This is a genomic window from uncultured Sulfitobacter sp. (assembly GCF_947500075.1).
Lineage (GTDB): Bacteria > Pseudomonadota > Alphaproteobacteria > Rhodobacterales > Rhodobacteraceae > Sulfitobacter.
Map to the genome: position 1 here is coordinate 751362 of NZ_CANMQS010000001.1, position 12159 is coordinate 763520.

Consider the following 12159-nt stretch of genomic DNA (forward strand, 5'->3'; position numbering starts at 1 on the left):
CGCCCCATGCGCCAGACTGCCCGCGTACCTATTGCGTCACCGGGGAAGGGTCAATATTCTGCACCGCAACATCCCTCCCCCAAAGGACACCTCATGCAAGACAGCCCCTCCCTCTCGCTCAGCGCGCAAGATTGCCTTGTCGCCCTCATGGTGGCTGTTTCCGTCTCAGACGCCGATATCGGGACCGTAGAACTGCTCAAGATCCAGTCTTCGGTCAGTACATTGCCGATTTTCGCCGACTACGACGAGGACCGCCTGAGCATCGTCAGCAAAACCGTCTTTGACCTGTTTGAGCAGGAAGACGGGCTTGATGCGCTCTTTGGTCTCATCAAGGCAGCACTGCCCCAACGGCTGTTTGAAACCGGGTATGCGCTGGCCTGTGACGTGGCGGCCGCCGATGGCACGCTGGAGGAAACAGAACTGCGCCTGCTGGAAGAAATCCGGTATGAGCTTGAGATCGACCGCCTGCATGCCGCCGCAATCGAACGCGGGGCACGGGCGCGCCACCTGTCCTGATCTTTAAAGCTGCGTGGTCTGCTCGCTGCCGTAAAGCGCGGCCCAACGTTCAATGAGACCTTGCTGCACGCGCTTGGCGCGCCTGTTCCAGGTCCGTGCGCCGGGCGGGCGTTCACGATCTTCGGGGCGCACCTTGGCGCGGGCGTCCCCGTCTGCGGCAAAAATCGCAAAGGCCATCACCTGCCCGGTGGGCGCAGTGATATAGCCCGCAAGGGATGAGACGAAGTTCAGCGTTCCCGTCTTGGCATCAACGGTTATGGCCCCATCCGTCATCGGCCGCCCCTCTTTGTCGCGCAACCGGAAGGGTTTCAGGATCGGCCGCAAAGGCCCTTCCTGCACCTTGAGCAAGGCCTTGGCCATGTCCAAGGCCGTCAACCTGCTGTCATCCCCCAACCCGGAGTGATCCACCAAGGCGGGGCGCGCCATGCCCAACGTCTCAGCCGCCCAGACGTTCATTTCCGCCGCAGAGGCGCGCAATCCCGCCAATGGTCCCGCCCGCCGCGTTGACGCGGCAAGCCCGACCATTTCAGCGGTCAGATTGGTTGAATACTTCAGCATATCGCGCAGGATCCCGCGCAACGGGCCGCTTTCCCACCGCACCAGAACGTCCCCGCCCTTGGGCAAGCTGTCGATGAGTTCAGGCTGTTTCAGCCGAATACCGTGCGACCGGGCCAATGTGGCAAAGACATCGCCCGCATAAAGCCCCGGCTTGCGCACCGGCAACCAACGCGCCCCGCCTTTGCCCAGCGCGCCGCGCGCGACTGTCCAACGGTCTTTGCCGCCCTGGTTCTCATAGGTATAGACCGGCACGCTCCGGTCCTTGACCTGAATCGCAGCCATGGCCACAGCGGGACGATACTTCGCCGTCCGGGCATCCATGGTGACCCCATAGCCATTGCTTCCGCGCTTCCATTCAAAATGCACCCGGTTGTAATTTAGCGCCAGCGCCGAAACCGCAGGGTTGTAGCCAACGTGATCGGGCTGATCGGGGTCAATCTCAACCGTAACGGGCAGCGCCGCTTCGTAAATCTTGAAACCGCCTTTGACCTCGCGCACACCGGCTTCTTTCAACGCTGCCGCCATACCGGCCAGCCCGTCCGTGTCCAGTGTGGGATCACCGCCGCCGATCAGGACCAGATCGCCCTGCACCACGCCGTCGACAAGCCCCCCCAGCGCACACACCCGCGTCTCAAACCGGTGCTCCGCCCCCAAGGTGTCGAGCGCATAAAGCGCTGTTACAGCCTTTGTTACACTGGCAGGCGGCGTGCCCGCATGTTCATGGGCGCACTCCAGCCAATCCCCGCTTGCCGCATCCGCCACGGCAAAAGCCACCCGCCCGGTCAGCTTCTCGCCCCGAATAATCGCTTCTGCGTCCGGGATCGCGCGTTTGAAAAGGTCATCTGCCCGCAGCACCGGGCGCAGTGACGTATCAGGCGGCGAGGCGTAAGCCGCAGTAGGCGCGCACGCCATCAACGCCGCACCGCTGCGCAAAAATCCCCGCCGTGACATCCCTCTTCCCATGGTTCTTTTAAACCCCACAGAGGGTTTGCACACAACCGCCCACGATACACATTTTCACCAACACACCGACATGTTAGGGCGCGTCATGCAACGCGCCGTCCTGATCATGTTTGTTGCCATGTCGCTGATCCCCGCCGGGGATGCGGCAGGCAAGGTCCTGAGCTCTGAAATGGGCGTTTCCCCGGTGTTTGTCGCATGGTCCCGCTTTGCCTTCGGTGCGCTGATGGTGCTGCCCTTTCTGCCAAGCGGCACATTGGCCTTGCTGCGGGACAAGCGGGTCTGGCTCCGCGCGCTCAGCCTGACCTGCGGGCTGACGTCCATCCAGTTCGCCCTGCAAAAAGCCGAGATCGCAACCGTCTTCGCCGCCTTCTTCATCGGTCCGATGATCAGCTACATCCTTGCCGCGATCTTTCTGCGGGAACCTGTCACCTGGATACGCAGCGGCCTGATTTTAATGGGATTCATGGGCGTCTTGATGGTTGTCCGCCCCGGTATAGGCGGCGAACCGGGCGTGATCTGGGCGGTGGTTGCAGGCCTTTTCTACGGGGCCTTCCTGACCATGTCGCGCTGGTTGTCGGACGTGGGCAAGCCCATGGCCCTGACCTTCAGCCAGCTCTTCATCAGTGCGCTGGCCCTTCTTCCGTTCGGCCTCAGCACCCTGCCGCCGCTGACCACGGCAACCGCCACGCTCACCCTGACCTCCACACTGTGTTCGATGCTGGGCAATCTGCTGCTGCTCTATGCCTACCGCCTTGCGCCAGCAACACGGCTGGCACCACTCGTCTATTTCCAGCTGATTGCTGCGGTCCTGTTGGGCTGGATCGTCTTTGCCGATCTGCCGGACGTCTGGACATGGGCAGGCCTGATCGTGATCATCAGCGCAGGGCTTGCCTCAACCCGGCTCCGTTGACCAATCGCCCCGCGCCCGGATCGCGGTCGACGACGCGTCGTTCATCGGCACATTCACAAAGCACCACGCAGGTGCCTCCGCTTGCGCCAGCAGATGCCCGAACCGCCCCGGTATCCGGTACGGTGCATAGAGCGCCGCAGCCCGGCTCATCCGTGCGGAAATCCGCTGGCCGGGACGCGCCAACACGCCAATCGGCACGCTCTCCATGATCTGTCGCCAGTCCTGCCACAAATGCAGTTGCGCCATGTTATCGGCCCCCATCAACCAGACAAAACGCACATGGGGGTACAGCATCTGCAACGCTTTCAGCGTCTGCGCGGTGTAGCGGGTGCCCAGCTGCGCCTCGATCCCGGTCACTTCGACACGCGGATGCTGCATCACCGCACGCGCCCGCGCAATCCGCTTGGCCATCGGCGCAGGCCCCCGGTCTTTCAGCGGGTTGCCGGGACTGACAAGCCACCACACCCGGTCCAACCCGAACCGTTTGAGCGCCTCGCGCGTGATATGCGCATGGCCCGCATGGGCCGGATCAAACGATCCGCCCAGTAGCCCGATCACCTGACCGGGCGTGGCATATGGCATGGTATGGCGCAACTACGGGGCTCCGACTGACTTCAAAAGCCGAAAGGAGGGGGATTGCCGCCCTTTGTCAATGACCCGTCACCGGCAACGGCACCACCGCGACGCCCAGACTCACAACCCCGGTTGACACCACCGACGCACACCAGCCGCCATGCCCCCGCATCGCGGCATAGCCCCCTTGGCCCAGCGCGGTCTCCATCCGGCTGCACGGCGCACAGATTGTGCTGATCTCAAGCACAGCATCCCCGATCTGCAAGTGCCGCCCCTTGAGCGCATTCAGGTTCAAACCGGCAACAACAAAATTCCGCCGAAGGCGGGCAGGATCAACCGCCTGCTGGCCCAGCATCGCACCGATCACCGCCAGATGTTCTGCCTGTATCAACGTGACCGCGCGTTTTCCCGCACGCCCGTGATCCCCTTCCAAACCACCCTCCGTGAGCAGCGCCTGCTCCACACACACCGGCTCAATCAAACGCGCCGGGCGCAGCCAGATGCCCTGCACCACACCGGGCCGGGCATACCGATTGATCATCTCCTGAAACGCACTCACTGCCCCGGCTCGATCTCCAGATCCGGCAGCCGGTCAAGGGGGTAATTCGGCTGCAACCGCCAGAACAGATCCGCGTCTTCCTCAAGCGGGCGTAATGTGCCGCCAGGAAAGGCGCGGGTCCTGAGCGCCAACACGATATCGGACAGGACAGCCGGGTTTTGCCGGAAATACGAATGGCTGTGCGACCCGCTGGCCCCCTCCACCCGGATAAAATGCACCAGTCCTTCCTTGCGCAACTGTGCAAGCTCACCCGGACCGAAGTCCTGTTTCTCCGCGGCACCGATACGCGGGTACTTGGTCAGAAACGACGACAACCGCAGCGCGGTATCGTCGGGGTTCACATAGATATTGACCTGCTCAAATGCCTCCGACACACGCTCTGATGCGATCCGCTGGCGCGCCACACCGGTGTCCAGATCGGGAGCCGCAAGGATCAATGTGCCCGTTTTCATCGCCAGCTTTGGTGGCACACCGCGCCCCTGATGATAAATGACCGTTTCCCGCAGGGCCTGCGTCATCACACTGGTGCCGCGCGAATGGGCGACAATGTCGATGTCCTCCACCTCCGGTATCTCGGCAATCAGCCGCAGAAACTCCTTGGCGTGAAACACACTGAAATCAGCCGCCTCTCGGTCCCGGAAGTAGCCAAGCGCACCGCCATTCCCCGCAGGCCAGGTAAACGCCACAGGCGTCGACCGCCGACCGGAGAAATGCCAAAGGCTCGCCAATGTCTGGAGGGCGTTGTCAAAATCATTGCCCACGCCATGCACATAGACCAGCACCCGGCCATTGCCGGTGCGCTTCACCTCCGCCTGCACGGCCGCCTTGAACGCATCCTCCTGCGCGCCATAGGCACGCTGCGCTTCGTCGGTCACCCGCAATCCGCCGTCCGACCGCCGCATCTGCAACGGGATCAGCGGGAACCGAACGATTTCCTCAACCCGCGCCACATCCAGCCGCGACATCCGCCGACCGCGGTCCACATAGGTGCGCTCCACAAGGTCTGCCCAGCCGCCGGCCTGAAACTGCACATCTGCGCGGCCAAAGGCCATCGCATCCGACCGTCCGGCCCCATAGCCTGTCACCCGCCCCTGCCCGCCAAGGGGCATGCGATCCGTGACAAAGAACATCGGCGGATCAATAACCTGCAAAACCGCAGGCACGGCCTTGTCCGGATAGGTCCGTCCCCCCAGATACAGATTAGGCGTCTGCGACAGCCCCACCGCGGTGGAGCATCCACACAACAAGACAACGCCCAGAAGCTGCGCCACCACGGCCCAAAGAGGTCTGCGTTGATCTTGTTCCATCGCCGCGATATTGCGAGAGCCAACTCCATTTGACCAGACAGGAATCGTCCCATGGCCGCCTATCAGTTCGTTTACCACATGTCCGGTGTCTCCAAGACCTATCCGGGTGGCAAAAAACTCTTTGAAAACATTCACCTGAACTTCCTTCCCGGTGTGAAGATCGGTGTTGTGGGCGTCAACGGCGCCGGCAAATCCACGCTGCTGAAGATCATGGCGGGCATGGACAAGGACTTTCAGGGCGAAGCCTGGGCGGCTGAGGGCGCGCGGGTGGGCTACCTGCCGCAGGAACCCAAACTCGACCCGGACCTGACCGTGCGGGAGAACGTGATGCTCGGCGTGGCAGACAAGAAAGCCATCCTTGATCGCTACAATGAACTGGCCATGAACTACTCCGACGAGACGGCCGATGAGATGGCCAAACTGCAAGACGACATTGACGCGCAGAACCTCTGGGACCTGGACAGTCAGATCGACGTCTCCATGGAAGCGCTCCGCTGCCCGCCTGACGACGCCAACATCGCGGATCTGTCAGGGGGGGAAGCGCGCCGCGTGGCGCTGTGCAAGCTGCTGCTGGAAGCGCCGGATATGCTGCTGCTGGACGAACCGACCAACCACCTTGACGCCGAAACCATCGCCTGGCTGCAACAGCACCTCATTGACTACAAGGGCACAATCCTGATCGTCACCCACGACCGCTACTTCCTTGATGACATCACCGGCTGGATCCTGGAATTGGACCGGGGCCGCGGCGTGCCCTACGAAGGCAACTATTCCGCCTGGCTGGAGCAGAAAGCCAAACGGCTGGAGCAGGAAGCGCGTGAGGACAAATCCAAGCAAAAGACGCTGGAGCGTGAACTCGAATGGATGCGGCAGGGCGCCAAGGCGCGGCAGGCCAAATCCAAGGCCCGAATCAACGCCTACAACGATCTGGCCGAAACATCAGAGCGTGAAAAACTGACCCGCGCGCAGATCGTCATCCCAAACGGCCCGCGTTTGGGCAACAAGGTGATCGAAGTTGCAGGCCTCAAGAAAGCCATGGGCGACAAGCTTCTGGTGGAAGGCCTTGATTTCAACCTGCCCCCCGGCGGCATCGTCGGTGTGATCGGTCCCAACGGTGCAGGTAAATCCACGCTCTTCAAGATGCTGACCGGGCAGGAGAAACCCGACGAGGGCACGATTGAATACGGCGATACCGTTGATCTGTCCTACGTCGACCAGTCCCGTGATGATCTGAACCCCGAAGATACCGTCTGGCAAGCTGTCACCGGCGGCGCGGAACTGATCCAACTGGGCGACGCGGAAGTGAACTCCCGCGCCTATTGTTCGTCCTTCAACTTCAAGGGCGGCGACCAGCAGAAGAAAGTTGGATTGCTGTCAGGAGGGGAGCGCAACCGCGTGCACATGGCGCGGCTTCTGAAAGAAGGCGGCAACGTGCTGCTGCTGGATGAACCGACCAACGATCTGGACGTGGAAACACTGCGTGCCTTGGAAGACGCGCTGGTCGATTTCGCCGGCTGCGCGGTGGTGATCTCCCACGACCGTTTCTTCCTTGACCGGATTTGCACGCATATGCTGGCGTTTGAAGGCGACGCCCATGTGGAGTGGTTCGAGGGCGGGTTCACCGATTACGAGGAAGACAAAAAGCGCCGTCTGGGTGCCGATGCGCTGGAGCCCAAGCGGATGAAGCACAAGAAATTCGTGCGGTAAACGTAGGATGGGTGCTTGCACCCATCTTCCTTCCCGGCTGAACCAATGTGATGGGTGCAAGCACCCATCCTACGGTTCTCCAAATTCGCCTTCCGCAACTGCGCACCATTCCGGTGGCACACGACCTTCGCGCATATCCCTGTGGATCGACGAATACGGCCACGCCGCAGGCTGCGCGACCAGGCCATGTTTCACCGGATTGCCCCAGCAATACATCACATGCTTGCGAAGATCGGTCTCATCTCGGATGCGGTGCTCCCAAAACCGTCTTTGCCAGACACCCCGTTCCTGCTTTTTTCGCTGTGACGCGCCGCGTGGCCTCGAAATCCCGGTCGCCCGTGAGAACCTCGACTTGATCAAGCGCCAGCGCGTTGAAAACGCTGCATCACCGGGCGGTAAAGTCCACATTGCATGCAAATGGTCAGGCAGAATAACCGCCGCTGCGCAATGGAAGGGCCGTTCTCTCATCGTCAGCTCAAAGGCATCGCGCAGTGCATCAATCTCTCTCAACAGCAAAGAAGAAGAGCGATCCGCCAGCGCGACGGTAAAGAAGTACGTGGCACCCGATTTACGCAGGCGGCGATAGTTCGTCATATTACAAGTCTTGTCGAAGATGGTTAATGATGGGTGAAATCACCCATCCCACAGCAAACTTGCAAATCATTCGCAACAACCCCACATCTTCCCCATGAAACGCCGCACCTTCCTCACCGCCCTCGCCACGCTCACCGCATCCCCTGCCCTTCCCGCAGGCGCATTCTCCCCGACGGCGGCCAAACACCTCCCCCTCGCAACGCTCCTCGCCCGGTCACACAACCACTGCACCACCGACATGCTCGCGCGGCACCTGAAAGTCCCGCCTGACATGGCCGCGCAGGTGCATGCGCTCCTTCTGAACAAGAACATCATCACCCGGCCCATAAACGGCATCTCCATGGCCACGGCCCCCACCAACACCCATTGCGTGCCCAAACAAGCGCTCAAACCCAGCAACCTCATCCGCCGCGCCAACGATCTGCGCAGCCGCCTGCGTGATCTGTTGCAAGACGATACCCCCGAAACAGAAAAGGACGCCCCGAGGGACGTCCTTCACAACTCAGTCGAAGACGTTAAAGAACCTTAACGCTCGTCCTCAATCGCGGTTTCCAGACGGTCAAACAACGCATCTTCGTTGTCCTCCGCAGGCAAGCCGGACAGCGTATCGTTGTTCTCCAGATGCTCGCGGATCTTGTCGCTGGCCGACAGGCCCGACCACAAACGCTGCTCGGTGATCTTGTTGAGCCGCAGGACAGGCGGTTGCGGGGTGGAACTCTGCTCCACATCCCAGGTCAGCGCCAATGTCGCGTTGATCTCATCCAGAACCACATCGCGGTTGAAACGCGCGCGTCCCATCACCACGCCCACATACCGTCCGCTGCCCACATAGGCCAAACGCCACGCCCGGCCTTCCAGCCCTTCGGTTGCGGCAAGACCCACGGTTTCCAGATGATAGCGGAACGCAGAAGGACAGACCGCCTTGTGGATCCCGCGCAGCCCGACAATGTCGAGGGTGAACAGGCTCATCGCGTAACACCCGTCGGGCATCCGCAGCAGGGCATTTTCCAGCGACAGCGAGTCGCCGATCCCCGGCACGTCCAGATCAATCTCTTCGTCAAAGCGCAAACGCAGGCGTTGCGAAAGCTCTGCCAGAGTATGTTGCGCCGCGCGCTCGCGGTGCAGGCTGGCGTTTAGCATGGCAGCGGCATTGATCCGCGCCTGCAATTCAATGCCATCCAGCGGCTTGGACAGGAAATCCGTCGCACCTGCATGAAACGCGCGTTCCATCAGGTCTGCCTCACGGCTGGCGGTGATCATGATGATCGGCGTGGTGCGATAGCGCTTGCTCTGGCGGAAGTTGTCACACAGGGCAATGCCGTCAATGCCGGGAAGCATCACGTCCAGCAACAGGCAATCAAACGGCTGATCATCCGATCTTGTGATCGCCAAAGCCTCTTCGGCAGAACTGCAAACCACCAGATCAATATCCCGACCATTCGGCAGGCATTCCTCTAGCATTTCGAGAATCACCGGATCATCGTCAACTGCAAGTATACGCATCAAATTTCCTCTTCACTCTACATCCGCCTGCCGGACCCCCCTGCAAACGGCATTAAACCTCAATCGAAAAGGCATGCGCAGAAGGCGCGTTCGCGGCTGATTTGTGTCAATTTGAAGATGTACGGAAAATATTTGGCAATCATGGCAACAGCTTGCCGAACACCCCTCAATCGGCAAGCTGTTGCCTGAATTTGTGCCCTAAATGGTCCCTCTTGCCCTGAGCATCACAACCTGTCATGGCTAACAGTGCTTACGTGACTCATGGCCGACCCCTGTCTCCCTTACCGGCGCTCAGTTCGATCTTGACGAAAACGACGCCAAGCCACCGCACGACGCGGGTGGCACACTAAAACGGAGAATACGGATATGGCCACTGGCACCGTAAAATGGTTCAACGCAACAAAAGGCTTCGGCTTTATCGCACCCGATGGCGGCAGCAAGGACGTGTTTGTGCACATTTCTGCTGTTGAGCGCGCAGGCCTCACAGGTCTGGCCGACGACCAGAAAGTGACTTTCGACATCGAAGCAGGCCGTGATGGCCGCGAGAGCGCGACAAACATCGCCCTCGCCTGAAGCCACGCGCTTCAGCACTGATTACGCGAATGTGACCGACCAATGGGCAACTATTGGTCGGTTTTTCGCATCTTAGGCTTGCGACGAATCCCAATATTGGGAAAATCGCAGCGTCCTTTAGCCAATTTATGGAGCATCCAATGCGCCGCCGTACTTTCCTCGCCAGCACGCTTGCCGCGACTGCCCTGCCACAGGTTCTCTCTGCCCGGACCGCCGCCTTTGACGCCACCCCTCAGGAAGTGTCGATCAAAAGCCAGTATCAGCCCGGTCAGTTGCTGATTCTGCCACGCAGCCACTACCTCTATTTCGTCACCGCCCCCGGACGCGCGTTGCGCTACGGTGTGGGTGTTGGCAAAGCCGGCCTTGAATTCACCGGGACCGCGACCATTGACGTCAAAAAGGAATGGCCCACATGGCGCCCGACCAATGAGATGATCGAGCGTGACCCACAGGCCTACAAGCGCTTCATCGGCAACACCGACGCGCAACCCGGTGGCCCCGGCAACCCTCTGGGCGCCCGCGCGCTTTATCTGTTCCAGAACGGCAAGGACACCTACTTCCGCATCCACGGCACAACGCAGCCCAATTCCATTGGCCGCTCCGTCTCCAATGGCTGCATCCGGATGATGAATGAGCATGTCAAAGACCTGTATGAGCGGGTGCCACTTGGCACCGTGGTCACCGTACTCTGATCCGGGCTCAAACCTGAATATCAAGTGAAGGGCTGTCCTACGGGGCGGCCCTTTTTCCTTGAGGGTTGAAACAACCGGTGCTGCGCCATGTCTTCACTGCGATGGATCAGTCCTGTTCCTGCAAAACGGCCTGTGATCGCCGATGGCCTCCTCGCTCGGCAAACGGCCAAAGCGTGTCTTGTAGGCTTGCGAAAACCGCCCCAGATGGGAGAAACCGGCCTGATAGGCCGCGTCGCTGACGCTTGGCGCATCGCTCCTTACCGACAGATAGTAGTGCGCCGCATCCATCCGTGCCTCTCTCAGCACCTGCATGGGGGATTTGCCAAACGTGCGCTGGAAGCCCTTTTGCAAGGTGCGGACATTCATACCGGTATTCTCGGCGATGTCGCGTAACCTGATCGGCTCGGACAGGTTGTCATGAATGTAGGAGACAGCACGTTTGATCTCAGCAGGCAGCGCCCGCTGATCCGCCGCGTCAAGCATGTGAGAGATGTTGCTGGACTGGTGGTTCAGCAGGGTCGAAACCAGTTCCATCTCGGTCCACAGATCCTGCGCCTGCCCTGCCTTGCCAAAAAGCGCCCCCTCGCTCGCCATCTGAGCGGCGCGCGTCAGGATGCGGCGTATGTGCTGGCCGGGACCGCTGCGCAGATCAACCGCCGGGTCAAAGCGAACCGGGCCGGGCGGTGGCCGCCCCAACAGATCCTCTGCCATCCGTGCCAGAAACCCCTTATCAATCTGCAACAGCAGTTTGCGACAATCCCCGTGCCACTCCATCTGGGTCTCCCGGTCCGGGTTCAGCAGCGTCGCCTTCTGCGGCCCCGCGATGATCTCCCGGCGTCGATGCCGCACAAAGGCCGACCCGCTGAGCGGCAATTGCAGCAAATAGAAACCTTCCAGCATGCCGGGGTCGATCTTCACGTCTGCGCCGTAATGCAGGTAATTGATTGAAACGTGCTGGCCCGCGATATGGTTGTGCCGCACCGCCAGATCATCAAAGCGCGATGACTTGTCCAGCTTGTGATCACAGAATTTCTCCGTGACACGGAAACGCGCTTCGTCCAGATCATCGGTCCGCAACAGCGGATACTCCGTCAGGTATTCCGTCGTCTGCACATCCATCTGGCGTCTCCCACCGGAAATACTGGCCGATGCGGGTTTTTATTTCAAGCCTAAAGCATTTCGGTTCGTTTTTTGGATAAGCGCCCCTCGCAGCTTGGCGCAGGATGACGCGACACATCAAGGAGGACCAACAATGGAAAAAGGGATTACACCTGCATCCGAAGGAATAATCGACAAGTCATGGAACGTCGTGGGGCAAACCTACACACCCAAACTTCTCAGCAACAACGCCTTTGTCTGGCACGCCCACATCCCCGCAGACAGCTTTGTCCCCCCACATATTCACCCCACGCAGGATGAATGGATCAACGTGCTGACCGGCAATCTGGAGATCGAATTTCTGGGCGATGTCCACAAGGCAGGCCCCGGTGACCTCGTCCGGATGCCGATGGGCGAAGCGCATGGCATTTTCAACCGCTCCGGCAGCGAGGCGACCTGCGTGTTCGGCGTCGCACCTGCGCGCAAGCTGTTTGATCTTTTCACCAAACTCGATGGCGTCACCGACCCTGACGAACTGGTGCGGATCTCTGCGATGCACGAAGTCGACTTCCTCCCACCCCCGGCAGAGGCATGAGGGGCGATCAG

The 12159-nt window shown here is 60.5% G+C and carries 14 protein-coding genes; 7 read left to right on the top strand and 7 right to left on the bottom strand.

Going from position 1 to position 12159, the window contains the following annotated elements; genetic code table 11:
- The first annotated feature begins 93 nt into the window (after positions 1-93).
- On the top strand, positions 94-516 hold the full coding sequence (locus tag Q1A91_RS03640) for a tellurite resistance TerB family protein (RefSeq protein WP_299872954.1): 423 nt from the start codon (positions 94-96) through the stop codon (positions 514-516).
- Positions 517-519: 3 nt separating this feature from the next.
- On the opposite strand, the gene dacB is transcribed toward Q1A91_RS03640, so the two are convergent.
- Positions 520-2037 carry a D-alanyl-D-alanine carboxypeptidase/D-alanyl-D-alanine-endopeptidase gene (dacB, locus tag Q1A91_RS03645; RefSeq protein WP_299872957.1) on the bottom strand — a complete coding sequence of 506 codons (1518 nt, stop codon included), beginning with the start codon at positions 2035-2037 and terminating at the stop codon, positions 520-522.
- 85 nt (positions 2038-2122) lie between these two features.
- On the opposite strand from dacB, the gene Q1A91_RS03650 reads away from it, so the two are divergent.
- Positions 2123-2947 (top strand): DMT family transporter, encoded by an 825-nt coding sequence (locus Q1A91_RS03650; RefSeq protein WP_299872960.1) that lies wholly within the window; start codon positions 2123-2125, stop codon positions 2945-2947.
- On the opposite strand, the gene Q1A91_RS03655 is transcribed toward Q1A91_RS03650, so the two are convergent.
- The 3 genes from Q1A91_RS03655 to Q1A91_RS03665 all read right to left on the bottom strand — a co-directional run bounded on the left by Q1A91_RS03655 (position 2930) and on the right by Q1A91_RS03665 (position 5386).
- Positions 2930-3529 carry a nicotinate-nucleotide adenylyltransferase gene (locus Q1A91_RS03655; RefSeq protein WP_299872963.1) on the bottom strand — a complete coding sequence of 200 codons (600 nt, stop codon included), beginning with the start codon at positions 3527-3529 and terminating at the stop codon, positions 2930-2932. The genes Q1A91_RS03650 and Q1A91_RS03655 overlap by 18 nt on opposite strands.
- Positions 3530-3596: 67 nt before the next feature.
- Positions 3597-4079, bottom strand: coding sequence for an MOSC domain-containing protein (locus Q1A91_RS03660; protein ID WP_299872966.1), 483 nt, complete (start codon positions 4077-4079; stop codon positions 3597-3599).
- Positions 4076-5386 carry an alpha/beta hydrolase gene (locus Q1A91_RS03665; RefSeq protein WP_299872969.1) on the bottom strand — a complete coding sequence of 437 codons (1311 nt, stop codon included), beginning with the start codon at positions 5384-5386 and terminating at the stop codon, positions 4076-4078. Before Q1A91_RS03665 ends, Q1A91_RS03660 begins: the two co-directional genes overlap by 4 nt.
- 51 nt (positions 5387-5437) lie before the next feature.
- Here Q1A91_RS03665 and ettA point away from each other — a divergent pair, with 51 nt between their 5' ends.
- Entirely contained in the window at positions 5438-7093 is a 1656-nt protein-coding gene (gene ettA / locus Q1A91_RS03670) for an energy-dependent translational throttle protein EttA (protein WP_299872972.1), read from the top strand.
- A gap of 69 nt (positions 7094-7162) precedes the next feature.
- Here ettA and Q1A91_RS03675 read toward each other — a convergent pair whose 3' ends face one another.
- Positions 7163-7687: a transposase gene (locus Q1A91_RS03675; RefSeq protein ID WP_299872975.1), complete on the bottom strand. Its 525-nt coding sequence runs from the start codon at positions 7685-7687 to the stop codon at positions 7163-7165.
- A 94-nt stretch (positions 7688-7781) separates the two neighbouring features.
- On the opposite strand from Q1A91_RS03675, the gene Q1A91_RS03680 reads away from it, so the two are divergent.
- Entirely contained in the window at positions 7782-8216 is a 435-nt protein-coding gene (locus tag Q1A91_RS03680; RefSeq protein ID WP_299872978.1) for a hypothetical protein, read from the top strand.
- Here the strand turns inward: Q1A91_RS03680 and Q1A91_RS03685 are convergent.
- A complete protein-coding gene (locus tag Q1A91_RS03685) occupies positions 8213-9190 on the bottom strand; it encodes a response regulator (RefSeq protein WP_299872981.1) in 978 nt (325 codons plus the stop codon). The two genes, Q1A91_RS03680 and Q1A91_RS03685, sit on opposite strands and share 4 nt — an antisense overlap.
- A gap of 366 nt (positions 9191-9556) precedes the next feature.
- On the opposite strand from Q1A91_RS03685, the gene Q1A91_RS03690 reads away from it, so the two are divergent.
- Together Q1A91_RS03690 and Q1A91_RS03695 are read left to right on the top strand one after the other, a co-directional pair.
- Positions 9557-9763 (top strand): cold-shock protein, encoded by a 207-nt coding sequence (locus Q1A91_RS03690; protein WP_299872984.1) that lies wholly within the window; start codon positions 9557-9559, stop codon positions 9761-9763.
- Between the two features lie 140 nt (positions 9764-9903).
- Positions 9904-10455: a L,D-transpeptidase gene (locus Q1A91_RS03695; RefSeq protein ID WP_299872987.1), complete on the top strand. Its 552-nt coding sequence runs from the start codon at positions 9904-9906 to the stop codon at positions 10453-10455.
- 93 nt (positions 10456-10548) lie between these two features.
- Here Q1A91_RS03695 and Q1A91_RS03700 read toward each other — a convergent pair whose 3' ends face one another.
- Positions 10549-11574 (bottom strand): AraC family transcriptional regulator, encoded by a 1026-nt coding sequence (locus tag Q1A91_RS03700; protein WP_299872990.1) that lies wholly within the window; start codon positions 11572-11574, stop codon positions 10549-10551.
- Positions 11575-11707: 133 nt separating this feature from the next.
- Between Q1A91_RS03700 and Q1A91_RS03705 the strand changes: the two genes are divergently transcribed.
- A complete protein-coding gene (locus Q1A91_RS03705; RefSeq protein WP_299872992.1) occupies positions 11708-12148 on the top strand; it encodes a cupin domain-containing protein in 441 nt (146 codons plus the stop codon).
- Positions 12149-12159: the final 11 nt, after the last annotated feature.

Excerpts from the sequence above, each read along its gene's own strand:
- Q1A91_RS03640 (WP_299872954.1), top strand. The coding sequence starts at position 94 with ATGCAAGACAGCCCCTCCCTCTCGCTCAGCGCGCAAGATTGCCTTGTC.
- dacB (WP_299872957.1), bottom strand. The coding sequence starts at position 2,037 with ATGGGAAGAGGGATGTCACGGCGGGGATTTTTGCGCAGCGGTGCGGCG.
- Q1A91_RS03650 (WP_299872960.1), top strand. The coding sequence starts at position 2,123 with ATGCAACGCGCCGTCCTGATCATGTTTGTTGCCATGTCGCTGATCCCC.
- Q1A91_RS03655 (WP_299872963.1), bottom strand. The coding sequence starts at position 3,529 with ATGCCATATGCCACGCCCGGTCAGGTGATCGGGCTACTGGGCGGATCG.
- Q1A91_RS03665 (WP_299872969.1), bottom strand. The coding sequence starts at position 5,386 with ATGGAACAAGATCAACGCAGACCTCTTTGGGCCGTGGTGGCGCAGCTT.
- ettA (WP_299872972.1), top strand. The coding sequence starts at position 5,438 with ATGGCCGCCTATCAGTTCGTTTACCACATGTCCGGTGTCTCCAAGACC.
- Q1A91_RS03675 (WP_299872975.1), bottom strand. The coding sequence starts at position 7,687 with ATGACGAACTATCGCCGCCTGCGTAAATCGGGTGCCACGTACTTCTTT.
- Q1A91_RS03680 (WP_299872978.1), top strand. The coding sequence starts at position 7,782 with ATGAAACGCCGCACCTTCCTCACCGCCCTCGCCACGCTCACCGCATCC.
- Q1A91_RS03685 (WP_299872981.1), bottom strand. The coding sequence starts at position 9,190 with ATGCGTATACTTGCAGTTGACGATGATCCGGTGATTCTCGAAATGCTA.
- Q1A91_RS03690 (WP_299872984.1), top strand. The coding sequence starts at position 9,557 with ATGGCCACTGGCACCGTAAAATGGTTCAACGCAACAAAAGGCTTCGGC.
- Q1A91_RS03695 (WP_299872987.1), top strand. The coding sequence starts at position 9,904 with ATGCGCCGCCGTACTTTCCTCGCCAGCACGCTTGCCGCGACTGCCCTG.
- Q1A91_RS03700 (WP_299872990.1), bottom strand. The coding sequence starts at position 11,574 with ATGGATGTGCAGACGACGGAATACCTGACGGAGTATCCGCTGTTGCGG.
- Q1A91_RS03705 (WP_299872992.1), top strand. The coding sequence starts at position 11,708 with ATGGAAAAAGGGATTACACCTGCATCCGAAGGAATAATCGACAAGTCA.